Source organism: Heyndrickxia oleronia (genome assembly GCF_017809215.1).
Classification (GTDB): domain Bacteria; phylum Bacillota; class Bacilli; order Bacillales; family Bacillaceae_C; genus Heyndrickxia; species Heyndrickxia oleronia.
This window is the reverse complement of the sequence record NZ_CP065424.1, coordinates 3,687,588-3,701,346: the sequence shown is the minus strand read 5'-3', so window position 1 is coordinate 3,701,346 and position 13,759 is coordinate 3,687,588. Positions and strand designations below refer to the sequence as shown.

The following is a 13,759-nucleotide window of genomic DNA, read 5'->3' as shown; positions in this document are numbered from 1 at the left end:
AACTACTTTGAATGCAAACAAAGAATCTTTAGATGTAAATCCGGTTAGGATATCCAAGCAAATAAAAAATAGAAATCAAATATGGATTGCCTTTCGAACGGCTTTCCCATATACACTCCCGATTTTTGCAGGATTTGTCTTTTTGGGGGCTGCTTATGGAATCTTTATGAATTCATTGGGCTTTACTGCGATTTACCCGATTTTGATGAGTTTGTTAATATTTGCAGGTTCAATGGAATTTGTGGCAGCAAATTTATTGCTTATGTCTTTCAATCCGATAAATGCATTACTACTAACATTAATGGTTAATGCACGACATTTGTTTTACGGCATATCAATGCTAGATAAATATGGGGGAGCGGGAAAGAAAAAGTGGTATATGATATTTGGGCTCTGCGACGAATCTTTTGCAATCAATAGTACAATTAATGTACCAAAGGATGTAGATAAAAACTGGGTTATGTTTTTTGTCACACTATTCAATCAATTTTATTGGGTATTAGGTGCAACCTTAGGTGGTATTTTTGGATCTTTTATTAAGTTCAATACGGATGGACTTGAATTTGTCATGACTGCACTTTTTGTCGTTATCTTTATTGAACAATGGATGAAGGAAGAAAAACATATAAGTTCACTTGTAGGTTTAGGAGCTTCAATTGTCTGTCTAATTGTTTTTGGTGGAAACAATTTCATTATCCCTGCCATGATAGCAATTTTGGGGCTACTGACTCTGTCTAAAAAGTCATTGGAGAAAGTTGAGGTTGAAGCTAAATGACAATGAATATAACTCAACAAATTATTATTGTTGCCATGGTGGTTTTCGGTACAATGCTTACAAGGTTTGTTCCATTCATCGTTTTTCCATCGGGAAAAAACACACCGAAGTACATACAATACTTGGGCAAAGTGCTACCATCATCGGTATTCGGGCTTTTGGTCATTTATAGTTTAAAGGATGTAAGAATATTATCTGGAAGTCATGGTATCCCTGAATTATTAGGAGTGATTACTGTTGTAATTCTTCATTTTTGGAAGAAAAATATGTTCCTCTCGATAGCTGGAGGAACGATTATTTACATGTTATTGGTGCAAATGGTCTTTTAAATATTGCAAAATCTAGTAAAGGGGTGGATTTTTGTGAAAGAGAAAATTGATGAGTATCAAATTTATAAAAAACACTACGAACAAATTTATAACCAAGTGAAAAATGATCCATATGCTCAATCCTTAGGCATTAAGTTAACAAAATTTGAGGCAGGATTTGCAGAAGCAACCCTAGATGTGCAAAGCCATATGGTAAATGCATACGGAACGGTTCATGGGGCAATTATGTATGCGTTGGCCGATCATGCATTTTCGGTAGCCTGTAATGCATATGGAAAAACTTCGGTAGGACTATCGACGACCATTCAGTTTATGGAATCGGCAAAACCTGGAGACAAGATAGTCGCACGTGCAACGGAAGTAAGAAGAAACTTTCGTACCGGATTCTATAGAATTGAGATTTTTCATGAAGAAAAACTAATCGCTACAATGGAGGCAGTTTCTTACCGAAAGGATCATTATTTTATTGATATTGATCAACAAGAATAAAAGTGGTACAAGTTTTAGGTACTCATTATTGTTCATACCTCTTAAAAAAAATTATGAGATATTCATTTAAACAAGAGTGTGGGAGCTGATTGATAGAAAATCGTCAGCTTTTTTGTTATTTAAAAACGGTGAAAAAATTTACTTAATGCAAATTTGATCTCCAAGAAGGATTTGATTGCCCTTTTGGGTATGTACTAACGGACAGTAAATAAAATAAGGAGAAAGTATAAAATAGTAGTGAGGTGGTGAAAGGAGTATGGAGAAATTCAAGCCATATAATAAAGCGCTAATGCAGGAACCAAATGAAGTAGTAATATTTTCGCAAATACCTATTATATTTTGGATTTTTTTGATGTATATAGGGGCATTAATACTGCAAAATATTCAACACCCCATGCTTATTCATAGTTTAATTTTCAGTTTAATTATAGTAATACATGCATTCCTATATTTTTTTTTCCGTTTATTTAATAATAATAAGTATTGGTTTTACTTTTTGGCTCAGGAGTGTATATTGTTTATTTCAGCTTTTCTATTACCTAAAGGGTCTCCAGTTGTATTAATTGGATTACTACCAGTTTTAATAGCACAAAGTATTATTATTCTAAAAAGTAAAATAAAAGTTATATTATTTTTTATGCTATCTTATGGTTTATATTGCATTGCTATCACTATAAATTATGGGGCAAGTGAGCTACCAATTTTTATTCCTATATTCTTCTTAATTTTACTGATAGTAATTTTCTATACGCTTAGCTATAACCGGCAAGTTAGTGCAAAAGAGCGTATGGAGTTTTATTTACAACAGTTAGGACTAGCATACCAAAAAGTTGAGGAACTAACTTTAGTAAATGAAAGACAACGAATGGCTAGAGATTTACACGATACATTAGCCCAAGGTTTGGCAGGACTGATTATGCAATTAGAAGCAGTTAATGTACATATAAAAAATGGAAATATTTCTAGATCGAATGAAATTGTCGTCAGTTCGATGCAACAGGCAAGAGAAACGTTAAAAGATGCTAGAACAGTGATTGATAATTTGAGAACAGAGACATTAGAGTATATTGATTTCCATTCAGCTGTGTTAGATGAAATAAAAAAATTTGAAGAAATAACAGGTATACATGTAGAACAGGAAATTAAACCTGTTCATTCTTTACCTAATTTATCAATGGAATATGGTATATATATAATCCGTGAATCCCTAACTAATATAATGAAACATTCTCAGGCAAAAAAGGTACAGATTAAGATTGAACAACAAGGTGGAAAGTTATATATGGAAGTTTCTGATAACGGAATCGGTTTTTCTACAAAAAATATTGGAAAACAAACGGGTAAATTTGGACTTTTAGGCTTACAAGAACGTATAAGGTTAGTTGGAGGCACATTGACAATAGAAAGTACGCCAGGAAAAGGGACCAAATTGTTTATTACTGTTCCTATTTGATACAGGGGGTATAACATTTGAACTATAAAATATTAATTGTTGATGATCATTTAGTTGTTAGGGAAGGGCTAAAATTAATTTTAGAGACCAATAAATTGTTTCAGGTTATAGGTGAAGCAGATAATGGAAAAGTAGCCTTAGAAATGATTGATAATGCAAAACCAGATATTATTTTACTGGATTTAAATATGCCTATTATGAGTGGATTAGATACTTTAAAAATAATGAATAAACAAGGTATTACTATTCCAGTTATTATATTAACTACATATAATGAAGATGAATTAATGGTTACAGGAATGGAGTTAGGAGCTAAAGGGTTCTTATTAAAAGATACAAGTAGAGAAAATTTATTTAGAACGTTAGAATCTGCAATCAGAGGTGAAACTCTTTTACAGCCTGAGTTAATGGAAAAACTATTAAAATTCAAGGAGAAAAAATTTAATAATCATACTCAACTATCTAATTCTTTAACAGAGAAAGAATTATTCATACTGCAAGCAGTTGCTAAAGGTTATAAAAGCAAAGCAATTGCTTTTGATATGGGGATTGCTGAACGTACTGTTAAAGCCCATTTAACCAATATTTACAATAAACTTGGTGTTAACTCTCGTGCAGAAGCTGTTGCTATTGCTTTAGATCAAGGTTTATTCCGTTTAGTAGATAAATAAAAACTATGCCCGAACGTACATATGTAACTTGCCCATATGTACGATTTTTTTTTTTGCCTAGTTCATTATTATTAAAATGTAATAAACGACTGAATTAATTCGAAGGGAGTTAAGTATGGCGAAGTATCTATATAAACTAGGGAAATGGGCAGTTAGACATAGAAAGAAAGTTATAGGTGGAACAATAGGTATTCTCCTTATTATTGGAATCATAGCATTAAGTTTAGGTCCTTCCTTTAGTGAGGATATGTCTATACCGGGTACAGAATCCGCCAAGGCAGGCAAAATTTTGGAGAAGGAATTTCAAACTTCCAAAAAACCAGCACCAGGTACCGTAAATCTAGTACTAAAGGCACCGAATAACCAAACGTTAGAAACTAAGGAAGTAGCAGATATCATCAATAAAACAATTGATAAGATAAAAAAAGATAAATCGGTAGTCTCTGTTGCTACTCCTGCAGAATTAGGCAATTACAATAAAAATAAACAAATTGGTTATGCTGTTGTGACATATGATGTACCTGCAGGTAACGTAACAGATAGATCAAAAGAAATAATATTGCAAAGTATTAAAAATACAAGAGATGCAGGTATTCAAACTGAGATAGCAGGTACAGTTGCTTTTTCTGAATTAGAGATAGGTGGAATAACAGAAGTAATTGGGGTAGTAATTGCTTTCGTCATTCTTGCAATAACTTTTACTTCCTTTTTGGCAGCAGGTATGCCAATTATTACTGCTGTAGTAGGTTTAGAAGTAGGAATTTTATCTATACTCATAGGAACCAATTATTTGGATATCCCATCATTTGCTCTTTCATTAGCTGCTATGTTAGGACTTGCCGTTGGGATTGATTATGCTTTATTCATTATCTCAAGATTCCGGCAAGAACTTTCAAAAGGACATAGTCTACAGGAAGCAGTGGCTATTGCAACTGGAACTGCAGGTAGTGCAGTTGTTTTTGCTGGTGTAACCGTAATTGTTGCTTTAGTAGGTTTAGCAGTTGCAAAAATTCCCTTTTTAACTATGATGGGGCTCTCTGCAGCAGTTTGTGTATTCTTTGCCATTTTAATAGCGATAATTTTTGTACCAGCTATTTTAGGACTTCTTGGTCATAAAATTGGACCTTCTAGAGAAAATAAATTATTGGCGATATTATCCAATAAAAAGGAAGTAAAAGAATCAAGTAAATGGGGAAATTTTGTAACAAAAAGGCCTTGGACAGTTACTATTTTAGGGGTCTTAATTCTTGTAATGGTGTGTATTCCATTCTTTCATATGCAACTAGGTCTTCCTGACAATGGAACCAAATCAAAAGAAACAACAGAAAGAAGAGCATATGATTTACTCACAGAAGCATATGGTCCTGGATACCACTCCTCATTGGTCGTTTTAGCAAAAACAGATAAAAATAGCGGAGATATTAAACAGAAAATCAATGTGGTAACAGAAGAATTAGGTGCATTAGCAAATGTAAAAAATGTAAGTCCACCAATTCCAAATAAATCAGGAAATACCTATATGATTTCAATTACTCCCAAAACCGGTCCAGATGATATACAAACGACCAATTTAGTACACTCAATAAGGAAATTATCAGATTCACTAACTAGTAAAGATCAAATAGAATTGTTAGTTACTGGATCAACTGCAGTAAACATAGACATATCTGAAAAATTGAATGACGCATTGCCATTATTCGCTACTCTTATTGTGGGGTTTGCATTTGTTCTGTTAGTCATAGTATTCAGATCTATTCTGGTCCCATTAAAGGCTGTTTTAGGTTTCTTGCTATCACTAGGAGCAACTTTAGGGTTTGTTGTATATGTAATTCAAGATGGAAATTTGATAAATTTATTTGGTTTTCCTACATCAAGTCCTGTCCTAGCCTTTTTACCTGTTATTGTTATAGGGATATTATTTGGTCTAGCAATGGACTATGAGGTTTTCTTGGTTAGTAGAATGCGAGAAGAGTTTACACATTCAAAAGATGCAAAAAAGGCTATATTAGCAGGATTAAAAGATAGTGGAGGAGTAGTGACAGCAGCAGGTCTTATAATGATATCTGTGTTCTCAGGATTTATGCTGGCTCCCGATCCAATCATTAAATCAATGGGATTCGCACTAACTTTTGGAATTGTTTTTGATGCTTTTATTGTAAGGATGGCATTAGTACCAGCTGTAATGACATTAATGGGAAAAGCAGCATGGTACTTGCCAAGTTGGCTAGATAAACTTCTACCAAATATTAACATTGAAGGTACTACAATACAAACAGAGGTAGATGAAAGGTACAAAAATAATAAAAAGAAAATTCCAACACGGGTAAAGACAGACAGAGTTCATGAATAAAGTAATTCAATAAGAAGAACAATAACACTACGTAATTCCATATTTCATCAAAGAGACCCGATAAATAAGATATCGGGTTTTTCTTTAATGAAAAAGAAGCGATAAAAATTGAGGGAGATTAGGGTGCACTGGATATTTACTATAAATATATTTATGCTAGAATATAAAACTTAAAGCCATTTTGCAATATAATATGGCTTTTTAAATGAAAAACTTGTAAATCAAGGAACTGACTTTATAAACCTTGCTTCAGTATTATAGTTTATTATTTGTTAATAAACTCCTTCTCATATATCATTTGTGCCATCTTTAGTTATGTTTTTTAGAAAGGGTGAGACAATTGTTTAAAAAACTTAGGCAATATCGTAATGTTTCAGTGTTCAAAGCGCTTCTAATTTAGAAAATTTAATTAGAAGCGAGGAATATTAATATGGAAAAACAAAAAATCTTTAATCAATCATTTCTATTTTTATTTATTAGTAACTTTTTGGTATTTATCGGGTTTGAAATGCTGCTGCCTATTTTACCAGCCTATTTGTTAAGCATGAATGCATCTTCCATTCAAGTAGGTCTAATGACAACATTATTTACACTAGGCGCTGTTCTTATTAGACCTTTTGTAGGGTACTATTTAATTGATAACCAGCGGAAAGGTCTTGCCATTCTTGCAAGTGTAGCTTTATTGATTATTACAGCGCTATATCCTTTTCTTACTATTATTTGGCTTTTGCTAGTGTTACGGCTTTTTCATGGCGCAGCATGGGGAGTATCAACCACAGCCAATAGTACAATGGTAGTCGATTTAATTCCAAAGAAACGATTAGGAGAGGGGATGGGGTATTTTTCTATTTCAACAACGGTCGGTGCTATCATTGCTCCGAGTGTAGGGATCCTTATCTATGACTCTTTTTCTTTTAATATTTTAATTTGGTCATCCGTAGTACTCAGTCTATTAGCAGCAATTGGACTTCAATTTGTCTATTCACCTACTCCTGTTAAAAATAATAGGCAACCATTTCAATTTTTTGACGCGATTTTTGAAAAAGACGCTTGGTTCCCAGCATTATTAACGGTTATAACAACACTTGGTTTTGGAGCGATCATTACTTTTTTAGTTCTTTTTGGAAAACAAAAGGGATTAGATCATATTTTTCTATTCTTTCTTATCAATGCGACTGTTTCAACTTTACTACGTCCATTTACAGGAAAATGGTATGATAAAAAAGGACCTTGGTCGATCATCATTGTATCAGCAGTTCTAGGATTTTTGTCACTTGTCACGCTGTCTTATACGACAAATAATGCTTGTCTTATTATTGCAGCGATTTTGTTTGGAGCCGGGTATGGAACGGTTATGCCTTGTTTACAAACATGGACGGTTCAAAAGGTAAGTGAAGAAAAAAGTGGCGTTGCCAACGCAACCTTTCTTTCCAGTTTTGATGTTGGTGTTGGATTGAGTGCGTTAGTATTAGGAATTGTCGCTGAATGGATTAGTATAGATATGATCTTCCGGATGGTTAGTCTAAGTTTTATTTTTGTAGCTATTTTAGTCTATAAAGACTTTTTAAATAAAAAAAAGGTATAAAAATACGAAAACACATCCATTTCTATGTTTATAGAGGTGGATGTGTTTTGTTATAGGAATAGGTACTAATAAATAATGGGATAGCTTAGTTCAACTAGGAATACTGGCTAAGCTAGCTAATACCTCTACTAGAACATCAATTTAATAGATAAAAACTTCTTTAAAAGGATTAGAACTAAAATTGTCGAATTACTATTATAACGAAATCTATTAGGAGGAAAGATATGCAGGACTTATCAGGCAAAGTGATTCTTATAACGGGAGCAAGCTCAGGAATTGGACGTGCTTCAGCCGAATTACTCGCATCTAAAGGTGCAAAGGTCATTGTTAACTATCGTTCCAATGAAAAAAGTGCCTTAGAGGTGGTACAGTGTATTCAAGAAAATGGTGGAGAGGCGATAGCGATTCAAGCTGATGTCACAAATAAAGATCAAGTGAATGCAATGGTTGACCGTGCTCTAGCATCCTTTGGTACAATTGACGTTTTAATTAATAATGCGGCTGGGGGCATCCGACCAAGTACATTTATGGAGGCAAGTGAAGAATTGTGGGAAGAAGCATATAGACTAAATATTATTAGTGTTCTTCTGTGTTCACAAGCTGTCTTAAAGCATATGGTCCCAAGAAAAAAAGGGAAGATTATTAATATATCTTCAACAGCTGCTCGCATCGGAGGCGCTGGCGAAAGCATTCATTACGCTTCTACTAAGGGAGCTTTAAATACTATGACTATTGGAATGTCCAGAGAACTAATCGAATATGGAATTATTGTAAACGGAGTAGCCCCTGGAGTGGTTGAAACACCTTTTCATGAAAAATTTGCTCCTGATGATGATCGTCTTACTCGTATGTCTTCTACTATACCTATTAAACGAATAGCCAAACCGATAGAAATAGCTGAAAGCATAGCTTTTCTTTCGTCTGATGCTTCAAATTATATATTGGGCGAAATCATCAATGTTAGTGGTGGAAGGTAACTAAAAAAAAGGGCTACAGCAACAGAACTCCTTCTGTATTACTAAACGAAGGGACCAGGTCAGTGAAGGAATTTTCACCTCCTTACTTGAATATATCTAGAAAAAGACTGTTGATGGGGGTATCTTTATGGGCTTAGTTGCAATCTATACGGTCGGTAGGTTAAATCACCCCTATGACCACCCTATCTCTCGCGAATTTTATGAAATGGGATATAAAGTCATGCGTCAGGCATCTTTATCAGGGAATATGATAGAAGAGTTTTCAGCAGAAGGAGTGCCTTTCCCTGAAGAAGCTAAAGGGGATGGTTACCCTGTTTTGACCCTAACCGTATGGAAAAGCCTTCAATCATTATATCAGTTTACCTATTCAGGGAGGCATAGCCAAGCGTTGCGTAGTAGACGCAGATGGATGGAGCCTTATCAAGAGAAACACCTATCATATGTAGTGTGGTGGACAGAGAAGGTGAAAGATGTTTCTTGGGAGGATGCATTCAAGAGATATAACTATTATAAACAAAATGGGTCTACTCCTTTTGCATTTGATTTTAAGCAGGCATTTGATGAACAAGGAGAGACAATCTCAATGAAGTATGATGGGACCCTATGAATATTCGGAAAAGCTTTTAGAGGTAACTTGTATAACGTTTTACAATAAATAGTAATTCTTTTACAGATTCTGAATGAAATTATTCGATAAATTGCAGGGAAAACGAGATCAGTCATAGTATTCTGGTGCCATTTTTTATCTTATTTACCGAGCTGGAAATCCCCCGAAATCGACTGAAATGGCTGAATATCGGAGGATTTGGGTGGCCCCTTGAAACGATTCTTAATTGATAAACAAAATTTAACTTTCTAAGACGTTAATCTGGATTAGTTTCCCGCCTTGTAAAAAGCTCAACAATGATGGAGGGATAACATGAACTGGACAGATGCACTTCTTTACGTCTACCAGTACCGCTACTCGTTATATGATCAAACTTAATGTCAAAGCTACCTCTTGACTACTTTTAACATTTGTCGAATGGCTCCAAGATGATAGGCGGAATGAGCTAAAGAAGATAACACCTCATTAGCCAGTAGTTCATTCCATTCAATAGCGTCAATCGATTCTAACAGTGTTACGTATTCATTTCGCAATTCTACCTGAATTCGGTTCCATTGCTGTTCATCTACTGAATGAATTTCCCAACTCTTTTCCCAATCCATTTTCGGTTGTTTCCCATTTTTTATGATTTCATTGGTTCCCCACATGTGATAGCGAATGTGATCGGTATGTGCAGCTACTGTTGTTCCATGAACGGATATGGAGGCTTGGTCGCAAGACATTCCCTCTATTACACCGAAAATTCCAGAATTCGGTTCAAAACTTGTGAACCAACTTCCTTTTACAGGCACTGGGGGTCCTTCGAATGTTTCCTTTACCATCGTTTTAACCGAGTTTCTTAATGTTTCACTCATTTTTAGCCCCTCCAAAAAATAATTTTTATGCCTACGTACAACCGCTAATTGCAGGTCAAATATAAGTCGATTCGCACCACCTCTTTTCGTGTTCCTTCCACTCTTCAATCAAATTCTTCCACCATTCATGTTAAGACTGTCTTTGTTACTATCTATCTAAAAAACACTTCAAGTTTTAGGAGATTTTATATTCATTCAAGTGCTCCCCTCAAAAAACGTCAATAATTGATTTTCCCTTAGTGGGTGCCATCCTTTGCGAACCATGTTAAAAATACGTTTACAAAATGACTTTTGAGTGAAATTAGTACATTGTTCTTCAATATATATAACCCTCTATAATTGTTTTGATGGTTATATTATGATGTGGTTGATTCTAACTGTCAATAACTTTTATAATGGTTATAGAAAAAATCAAAGTTATATAGCCCGGACTGTCAAAATACTGATGGTAAGACAAGGAGAAGTCACATGTCTGATATAAATAAAGATGTACACAAGCATGCTTTGCTCGGCGGACGTTTGTGTTTGGATTTTGCCAATACAGTAAGTTGGCATGATAGCAGTGAGAAATCACAGGAGTTGCTGACGAGTTATGAGAAGCTGGTAAACTGGAGTTTACAAGTCGATATTATTAACAAACAACAATCAGTTTCACTACTAAAAAAAGCAGAAAATCGACCTTCTGAGGCAGAGGAGGTTCTCCAAAAAGCTATTGAACTGCGGGAATCGATTTTCCATATTTTTAGTCTAGTATCAAACAATGAAAAACCAGCCACTAAAGATCTTTCTATTTTGAATGAGGCCTTAGGCAATGCTTACGCGATGATACGAGTGGTGCCTAGTGAAAATAAATTTTCCTTGGAATTTTTTAATTGTGAAGAAAGATTAGACGGAATGCTTCCACCAATTATTCAATCGGCAATAGACATTCTTACATCTGAAAAAGAACTTAGTAGAGTGAAAAAGTGTGAAGGGTATCCATGTGGTTGGCTGTTTTTGGACACAAGCCGTAATCGTAGCAGACGCTGGTGTTCGATGGCAGACTGCGGGAATCGTGCAAAAGCAAATCGATTTTATCATAATAAAAAATAATAGCTTCTAAGATGGGCTTTACCTAACCTTCATGTCATCAATAAATTAATATTCTTAAATAAGAGAGCGTCTTTTTATAAAGCCTCACATTTAAAAGATTAGATCTGGTTAGGAACGAAAAAGCGATTGAAAAAACCTCAAGAAATTTAATGATGTGAAGTAATATCATTTTGGCTGCATTCCTTTAGCAAGGGATGCTTTTTTCTATTGATGGAATGGAGCCGTTTAGTGCTCGTATTCATGGTGATATAATTAGGAAAATGCGGATAAAAGGTGGTTGATTGAAATCCGGAAATTACATGCAGGCTATGGTCTAGACCCTAATGGATTTATCGTAAGCGATGTGAGTAGAGACAAAATTGATGATGCCTATATAACTTGCATTCAAGAATCTGTCGAGCGTCTTAAACGTTTATTTCATCAACAATTGCATAGTGTTTATGTGTACGGCAGTGTCGCCAGAGGGGAAGCGATTGTAAAAAAATCAGATTTAGACCTTATTGCTATGTTTGAAACCAAACTGATTTCTGTTCAGTTGTCTGAATTAAAGCAGCTTGCTGGAGAACTATCTCAAAATTACCGTTCTTTAGTTCGTGATGTCGGTATTGCTGTAGCTGATTATGACTATACGGTTGACCCCACAAATTATTATGAAAATGCTTTTCTTAAGGAACTCTGTGTTTGTGTGTATGGAGAGGATATGGGAGAAAAATTTGGTCCGTATAAACTAACATCAGAGATAGCAATCCGTTTTAATGGTGATATTTATGAAGCTCTTAATCGTGCGTTAAAAAAGTTAGGAACTTCTTCTAAAGAAGATTTTAGAACAATTACACAAGCCTTTGCTCGTAAACTTATCCGAACCTATTATTCAATGGTCATGGTACGTTCTCAAATTTGGACGACACGACTTCACGAACAGTCTGAAGTATTTATTCACCACTTCCCGAAAAAAGAATCCATTATTCGTACTCTACTAAATTGGATAGATGAGCCGCCGACAAACCAAGAGGCTGTCTATGAGTTGTTCAAGAGTGAGGGTGACTGGGCTAGTGCAAACTTTTCAAAAGAGGCAAAAATCCGTTATTAAACGAAAGGGCAGTTTAGTTGAAGAAGGATTTCCTTTTTTTTTATCGAAAAGAATATAAATCAGACTCTAATTAGAATAGTTTCCTAAAAAGGATACTGAAAGGATTGCACTTAATTAATGGATATTAGAAAACCAAATGATTCGGAACTCAAAAGGATTTTATCACTTTCTCCACAAGCTATATTTGATGGGACGTTAGGTGAAGTAAGACCCACTAATCAAAAAATTGAACAACTTATTGAACCACTCTTAAAGAAGGGAAACTATTACTTAATCGCAACAGAAAACAATACATTAATGGGGTGGATTCTAATAGGGGCAAGCAAAGATCAATTTACTGATAAGATCAATGGATTTATTTATGAGCTATTTGTTTTAGAAGAATTTAGAGGGAAAGGAATTTCCAAAATGTTAATGAGAACAGCTATTGATTATCTGAAACAAGATGGATATTCAGAAGTCCGTTTAAGTGCATTTGCAGGTAATCAAGCAATTAAACTGTATGAAAAGTTTGGATTTAACATCAGAACAATTACAATGAGTTTGCCAATATAAATAACTCTACCTCTGCATTAACAGGAGAGCTACTCCAATATTGGTTTTGAAAAAAATGCTAGAATTTAAGAGAAAGAGTAATCAACAGGCACTAATAAGTAACTTAGTAGAAGGTGATTTCATGAGTTCTTTAAAAGGAAAGAAGATTTTGATAACAAGTGGAGGAACACTTGAAAAATGGGATAATGTCAGAGGACATACTAATTTAGCAAAGGGCACAATTGGGTGTTATTTAGCTGAAGAAGCGTTGAATAAAGAAGCAGAGATTATATATTTACATGGTTATTTTGCTAAACTTCCTGAAAATCGTAGGAAAATGCGTTTAATTCAATTTGAGGGTATATATGATTTAGGTGAAAAAATCAAAAATATCGTCCAATCTGAAAATATCGATATTGTAATTATGGCAGCAGCTGGTTCAGATTGGGTTGTTGATAAAGTATTAGATCAACGAGGAAATCCAATTTTAGAATCAGGAAAAATGTCTAGTGATGAACCTCCAATCATTCATTTTAAAAAAGCACCGAAAGTATTATCGCAAATAAAAAAATGGAATCCAAACTTATTACTTGTCGGATTTAAGTTAGAACATACAGATGATCTTAATTACTTATTAGATAGGGCAAATCTTCGGATGACTGCTTCCAATGCTGAATTTATGGTTGCTAATAAAACAGGTTCACTATATGGCGAGGAAGCAGAACATTATATTGTTTCAAAATTTCAAGCACCCAAAAAATATAGTAGTAAAAATGAGACAGCGGCGGGTTTAATTCATTTGCTTGAATATTATATAAACTAACTATTTACTTCCATTAAAGAGGGTATTCCAGGCTGCCGACTGTGTTAATGGTTTGAGCTAACGTCAACCAGTCATCTTAAGCAGAATAATACTGTACGCTTTAATGAAATAACAATATGCTGTCAAAGCA

General features: G+C 34.5%; 14 protein-coding genes. 13 read left to right on the top strand and 1 reads right to left on the bottom strand.

The features are described from left to right. Window positions 1–7 precede the first annotated feature (7 nt). The 9 genes from azlC (at window position 8) to I5818_RS18460 (ending at window position 9,236) form a co-directional block, all read left to right on the top strand. A complete protein-coding gene (azlC, locus tag I5818_RS18500) occupies window positions 8–775 on the top strand; it encodes an azaleucine resistance protein AzlC (RefSeq protein ID WP_071977127.1) in 768 nt (255 codons plus the stop codon). Then, the gene (locus tag I5818_RS18495; protein ID WP_078109445.1) at window positions 772–1,104 is read left to right on the top strand and encodes a branched-chain amino acid transporter permease; all 333 of its coding nucleotides are present in this window, start codon (window positions 772–774) and stop codon (window positions 1,102–1,104) included. The genes azlC and I5818_RS18495 overlap by 4 nt, the downstream gene beginning before the upstream one ends. A gap of 33 nt (window positions 1,105–1,137) precedes the next feature. Next, a complete protein-coding gene (locus tag I5818_RS18490) occupies window positions 1,138–1,593 on the top strand; it encodes a PaaI family thioesterase (RefSeq protein ID WP_078109444.1) in 456 nt (151 codons plus the stop codon). A gap of 256 nt (window positions 1,594–1,849) precedes the next feature. Continuing rightward, window positions 1,850–3,046, top strand: coding sequence for a sensor histidine kinase (locus I5818_RS18485; protein ID WP_209391797.1), 1,197 nt, complete (start codon window positions 1,850–1,852; stop codon window positions 3,044–3,046). 17 nt (window positions 3,047–3,063) lie between these two features. Continuing rightward, window positions 3,064–3,717, top strand: a complete 654-nt coding sequence (locus I5818_RS18480; RefSeq protein ID WP_078109442.1) for a response regulator — start codon at window positions 3,064–3,066, stop codon at window positions 3,715–3,717. A gap of 115 nt (window positions 3,718–3,832) precedes the next feature. Next, entirely contained in the window at window positions 3,833–6,067 is a 2,235-nt protein-coding gene (locus tag I5818_RS18475) for an MMPL family transporter (protein WP_078109441.1), read from the top strand. Between the two features lie 430 nt (window positions 6,068–6,497). Next, complete coding sequence (locus I5818_RS18470; RefSeq protein ID WP_078110489.1) at window positions 6,498–7,652, top strand: MFS transporter; 1,155 nt, start codon at window positions 6,498–6,500, stop codon at window positions 7,650–7,652. A gap of 224 nt (window positions 7,653–7,876) precedes the next feature. After that, a complete protein-coding gene (locus I5818_RS18465; protein ID WP_071977134.1) occupies window positions 7,877–8,629 on the top strand; it encodes an SDR family NAD(P)-dependent oxidoreductase in 753 nt (250 codons plus the stop codon). Between the two features lie 127 nt (window positions 8,630–8,756). Further along, window positions 8,757–9,236 carry a DUF3291 domain-containing protein gene (locus I5818_RS18460; RefSeq protein WP_058004961.1) on the top strand — a complete coding sequence of 160 codons (480 nt, stop codon included), beginning with the start codon at window positions 8,757–8,759 and terminating at the stop codon, window positions 9,234–9,236. A gap of 386 nt (window positions 9,237–9,622) precedes the next feature. On the opposite strand, the gene I5818_RS18455 is transcribed toward I5818_RS18460, so the two are convergent. Further along, window positions 9,623–10,090 carry a hypothetical protein gene (locus I5818_RS18455; protein WP_078110488.1) on the bottom strand — a complete coding sequence of 156 codons (468 nt, stop codon included), beginning with the start codon at window positions 10,088–10,090 and terminating at the stop codon, window positions 9,623–9,625. 468 nt (window positions 10,091–10,558) lie between these two features. On the opposite strand from I5818_RS18455, the gene I5818_RS18450 reads away from it, so the two are divergent. The 4 genes from I5818_RS18450 to I5818_RS18435 all read left to right on the top strand — a co-directional run bounded on the left by I5818_RS18450 (window position 10,559) and on the right by I5818_RS18435 (window position 13,629). Continuing rightward, window positions 10,559–11,182 carry a CGNR zinc finger domain-containing protein gene (locus tag I5818_RS18450; protein WP_078110487.1) on the top strand — a complete coding sequence of 208 codons (624 nt, stop codon included), beginning with the start codon at window positions 10,559–10,561 and terminating at the stop codon, window positions 11,180–11,182. Window positions 11,183–11,459: 277 nt separating this feature from the next. Further along, on the top strand, window positions 11,460–12,272 hold the full coding sequence (locus I5818_RS18445) for a nucleotidyltransferase domain-containing protein (protein ID WP_235849705.1): 813 nt from the start codon (window positions 11,460–11,462) through the stop codon (window positions 12,270–12,272). Window positions 12,273–12,389: 117 nt separating this feature from the next. Continuing rightward, the gene (locus I5818_RS18440; RefSeq protein ID WP_078110486.1) at window positions 12,390–12,827 is read left to right on the top strand and encodes a GNAT family N-acetyltransferase; all 438 of its coding nucleotides are present in this window, start codon (window positions 12,390–12,392) and stop codon (window positions 12,825–12,827) included. Between the two features lie 121 nt (window positions 12,828–12,948). Further along, entirely contained in the window at window positions 12,949–13,629 is a 681-nt protein-coding gene (locus I5818_RS18435; protein ID WP_078110490.1) for a phosphopantothenoylcysteine decarboxylase domain-containing protein, read from the top strand. Window positions 13,630–13,759: the final 130 nt, after the last annotated feature.

Bases quoted from the DNA above. Each gene is read 5' to 3' on its own strand.
- I5818_RS18460 (WP_058004961.1), top strand. From the start codon at position 8,757: ATGGGCTTAGTTGCAATCTATACGGTCGGTAGGTTAAATCACCCCTAT.
- I5818_RS18435 (WP_078110490.1), top strand. From the start codon at position 12,949: ATGAGTTCTTTAAAAGGAAAGAAGATTTTGATAACAAGTGGAGGAACA.
- I5818_RS18440 (WP_078110486.1), top strand. From the start codon at position 12,390: ATGGATATTAGAAAACCAAATGATTCGGAACTCAAAAGGATTTTATCA.
- I5818_RS18450 (WP_078110487.1), top strand. From the start codon at position 10,559: ATGTCTGATATAAATAAAGATGTACACAAGCATGCTTTGCTCGGCGGA.
- I5818_RS18465 (WP_071977134.1), top strand. From the start codon at position 7,877: ATGCAGGACTTATCAGGCAAAGTGATTCTTATAACGGGAGCAAGCTCA.
- I5818_RS18470 (WP_078110489.1), top strand. From the start codon at position 6,498: ATGGAAAAACAAAAAATCTTTAATCAATCATTTCTATTTTTATTTATT.
- I5818_RS18485 (WP_209391797.1), top strand. From the start codon at position 1,850: ATGGAGAAATTCAAGCCATATAATAAAGCGCTAATGCAGGAACCAAAT.
- I5818_RS18495 (WP_078109445.1), top strand. From the start codon at position 772: ATGACAATGAATATAACTCAACAAATTATTATTGTTGCCATGGTGGTT.
- I5818_RS18455 (WP_078110488.1), bottom strand. From the start codon at position 10,090: ATGAGTGAAACATTAAGAAACTCGGTTAAAACGATGGTAAAGGAAACA.
- I5818_RS18475 (WP_078109441.1), top strand. From the start codon at position 3,833: ATGGCGAAGTATCTATATAAACTAGGGAAATGGGCAGTTAGACATAGA.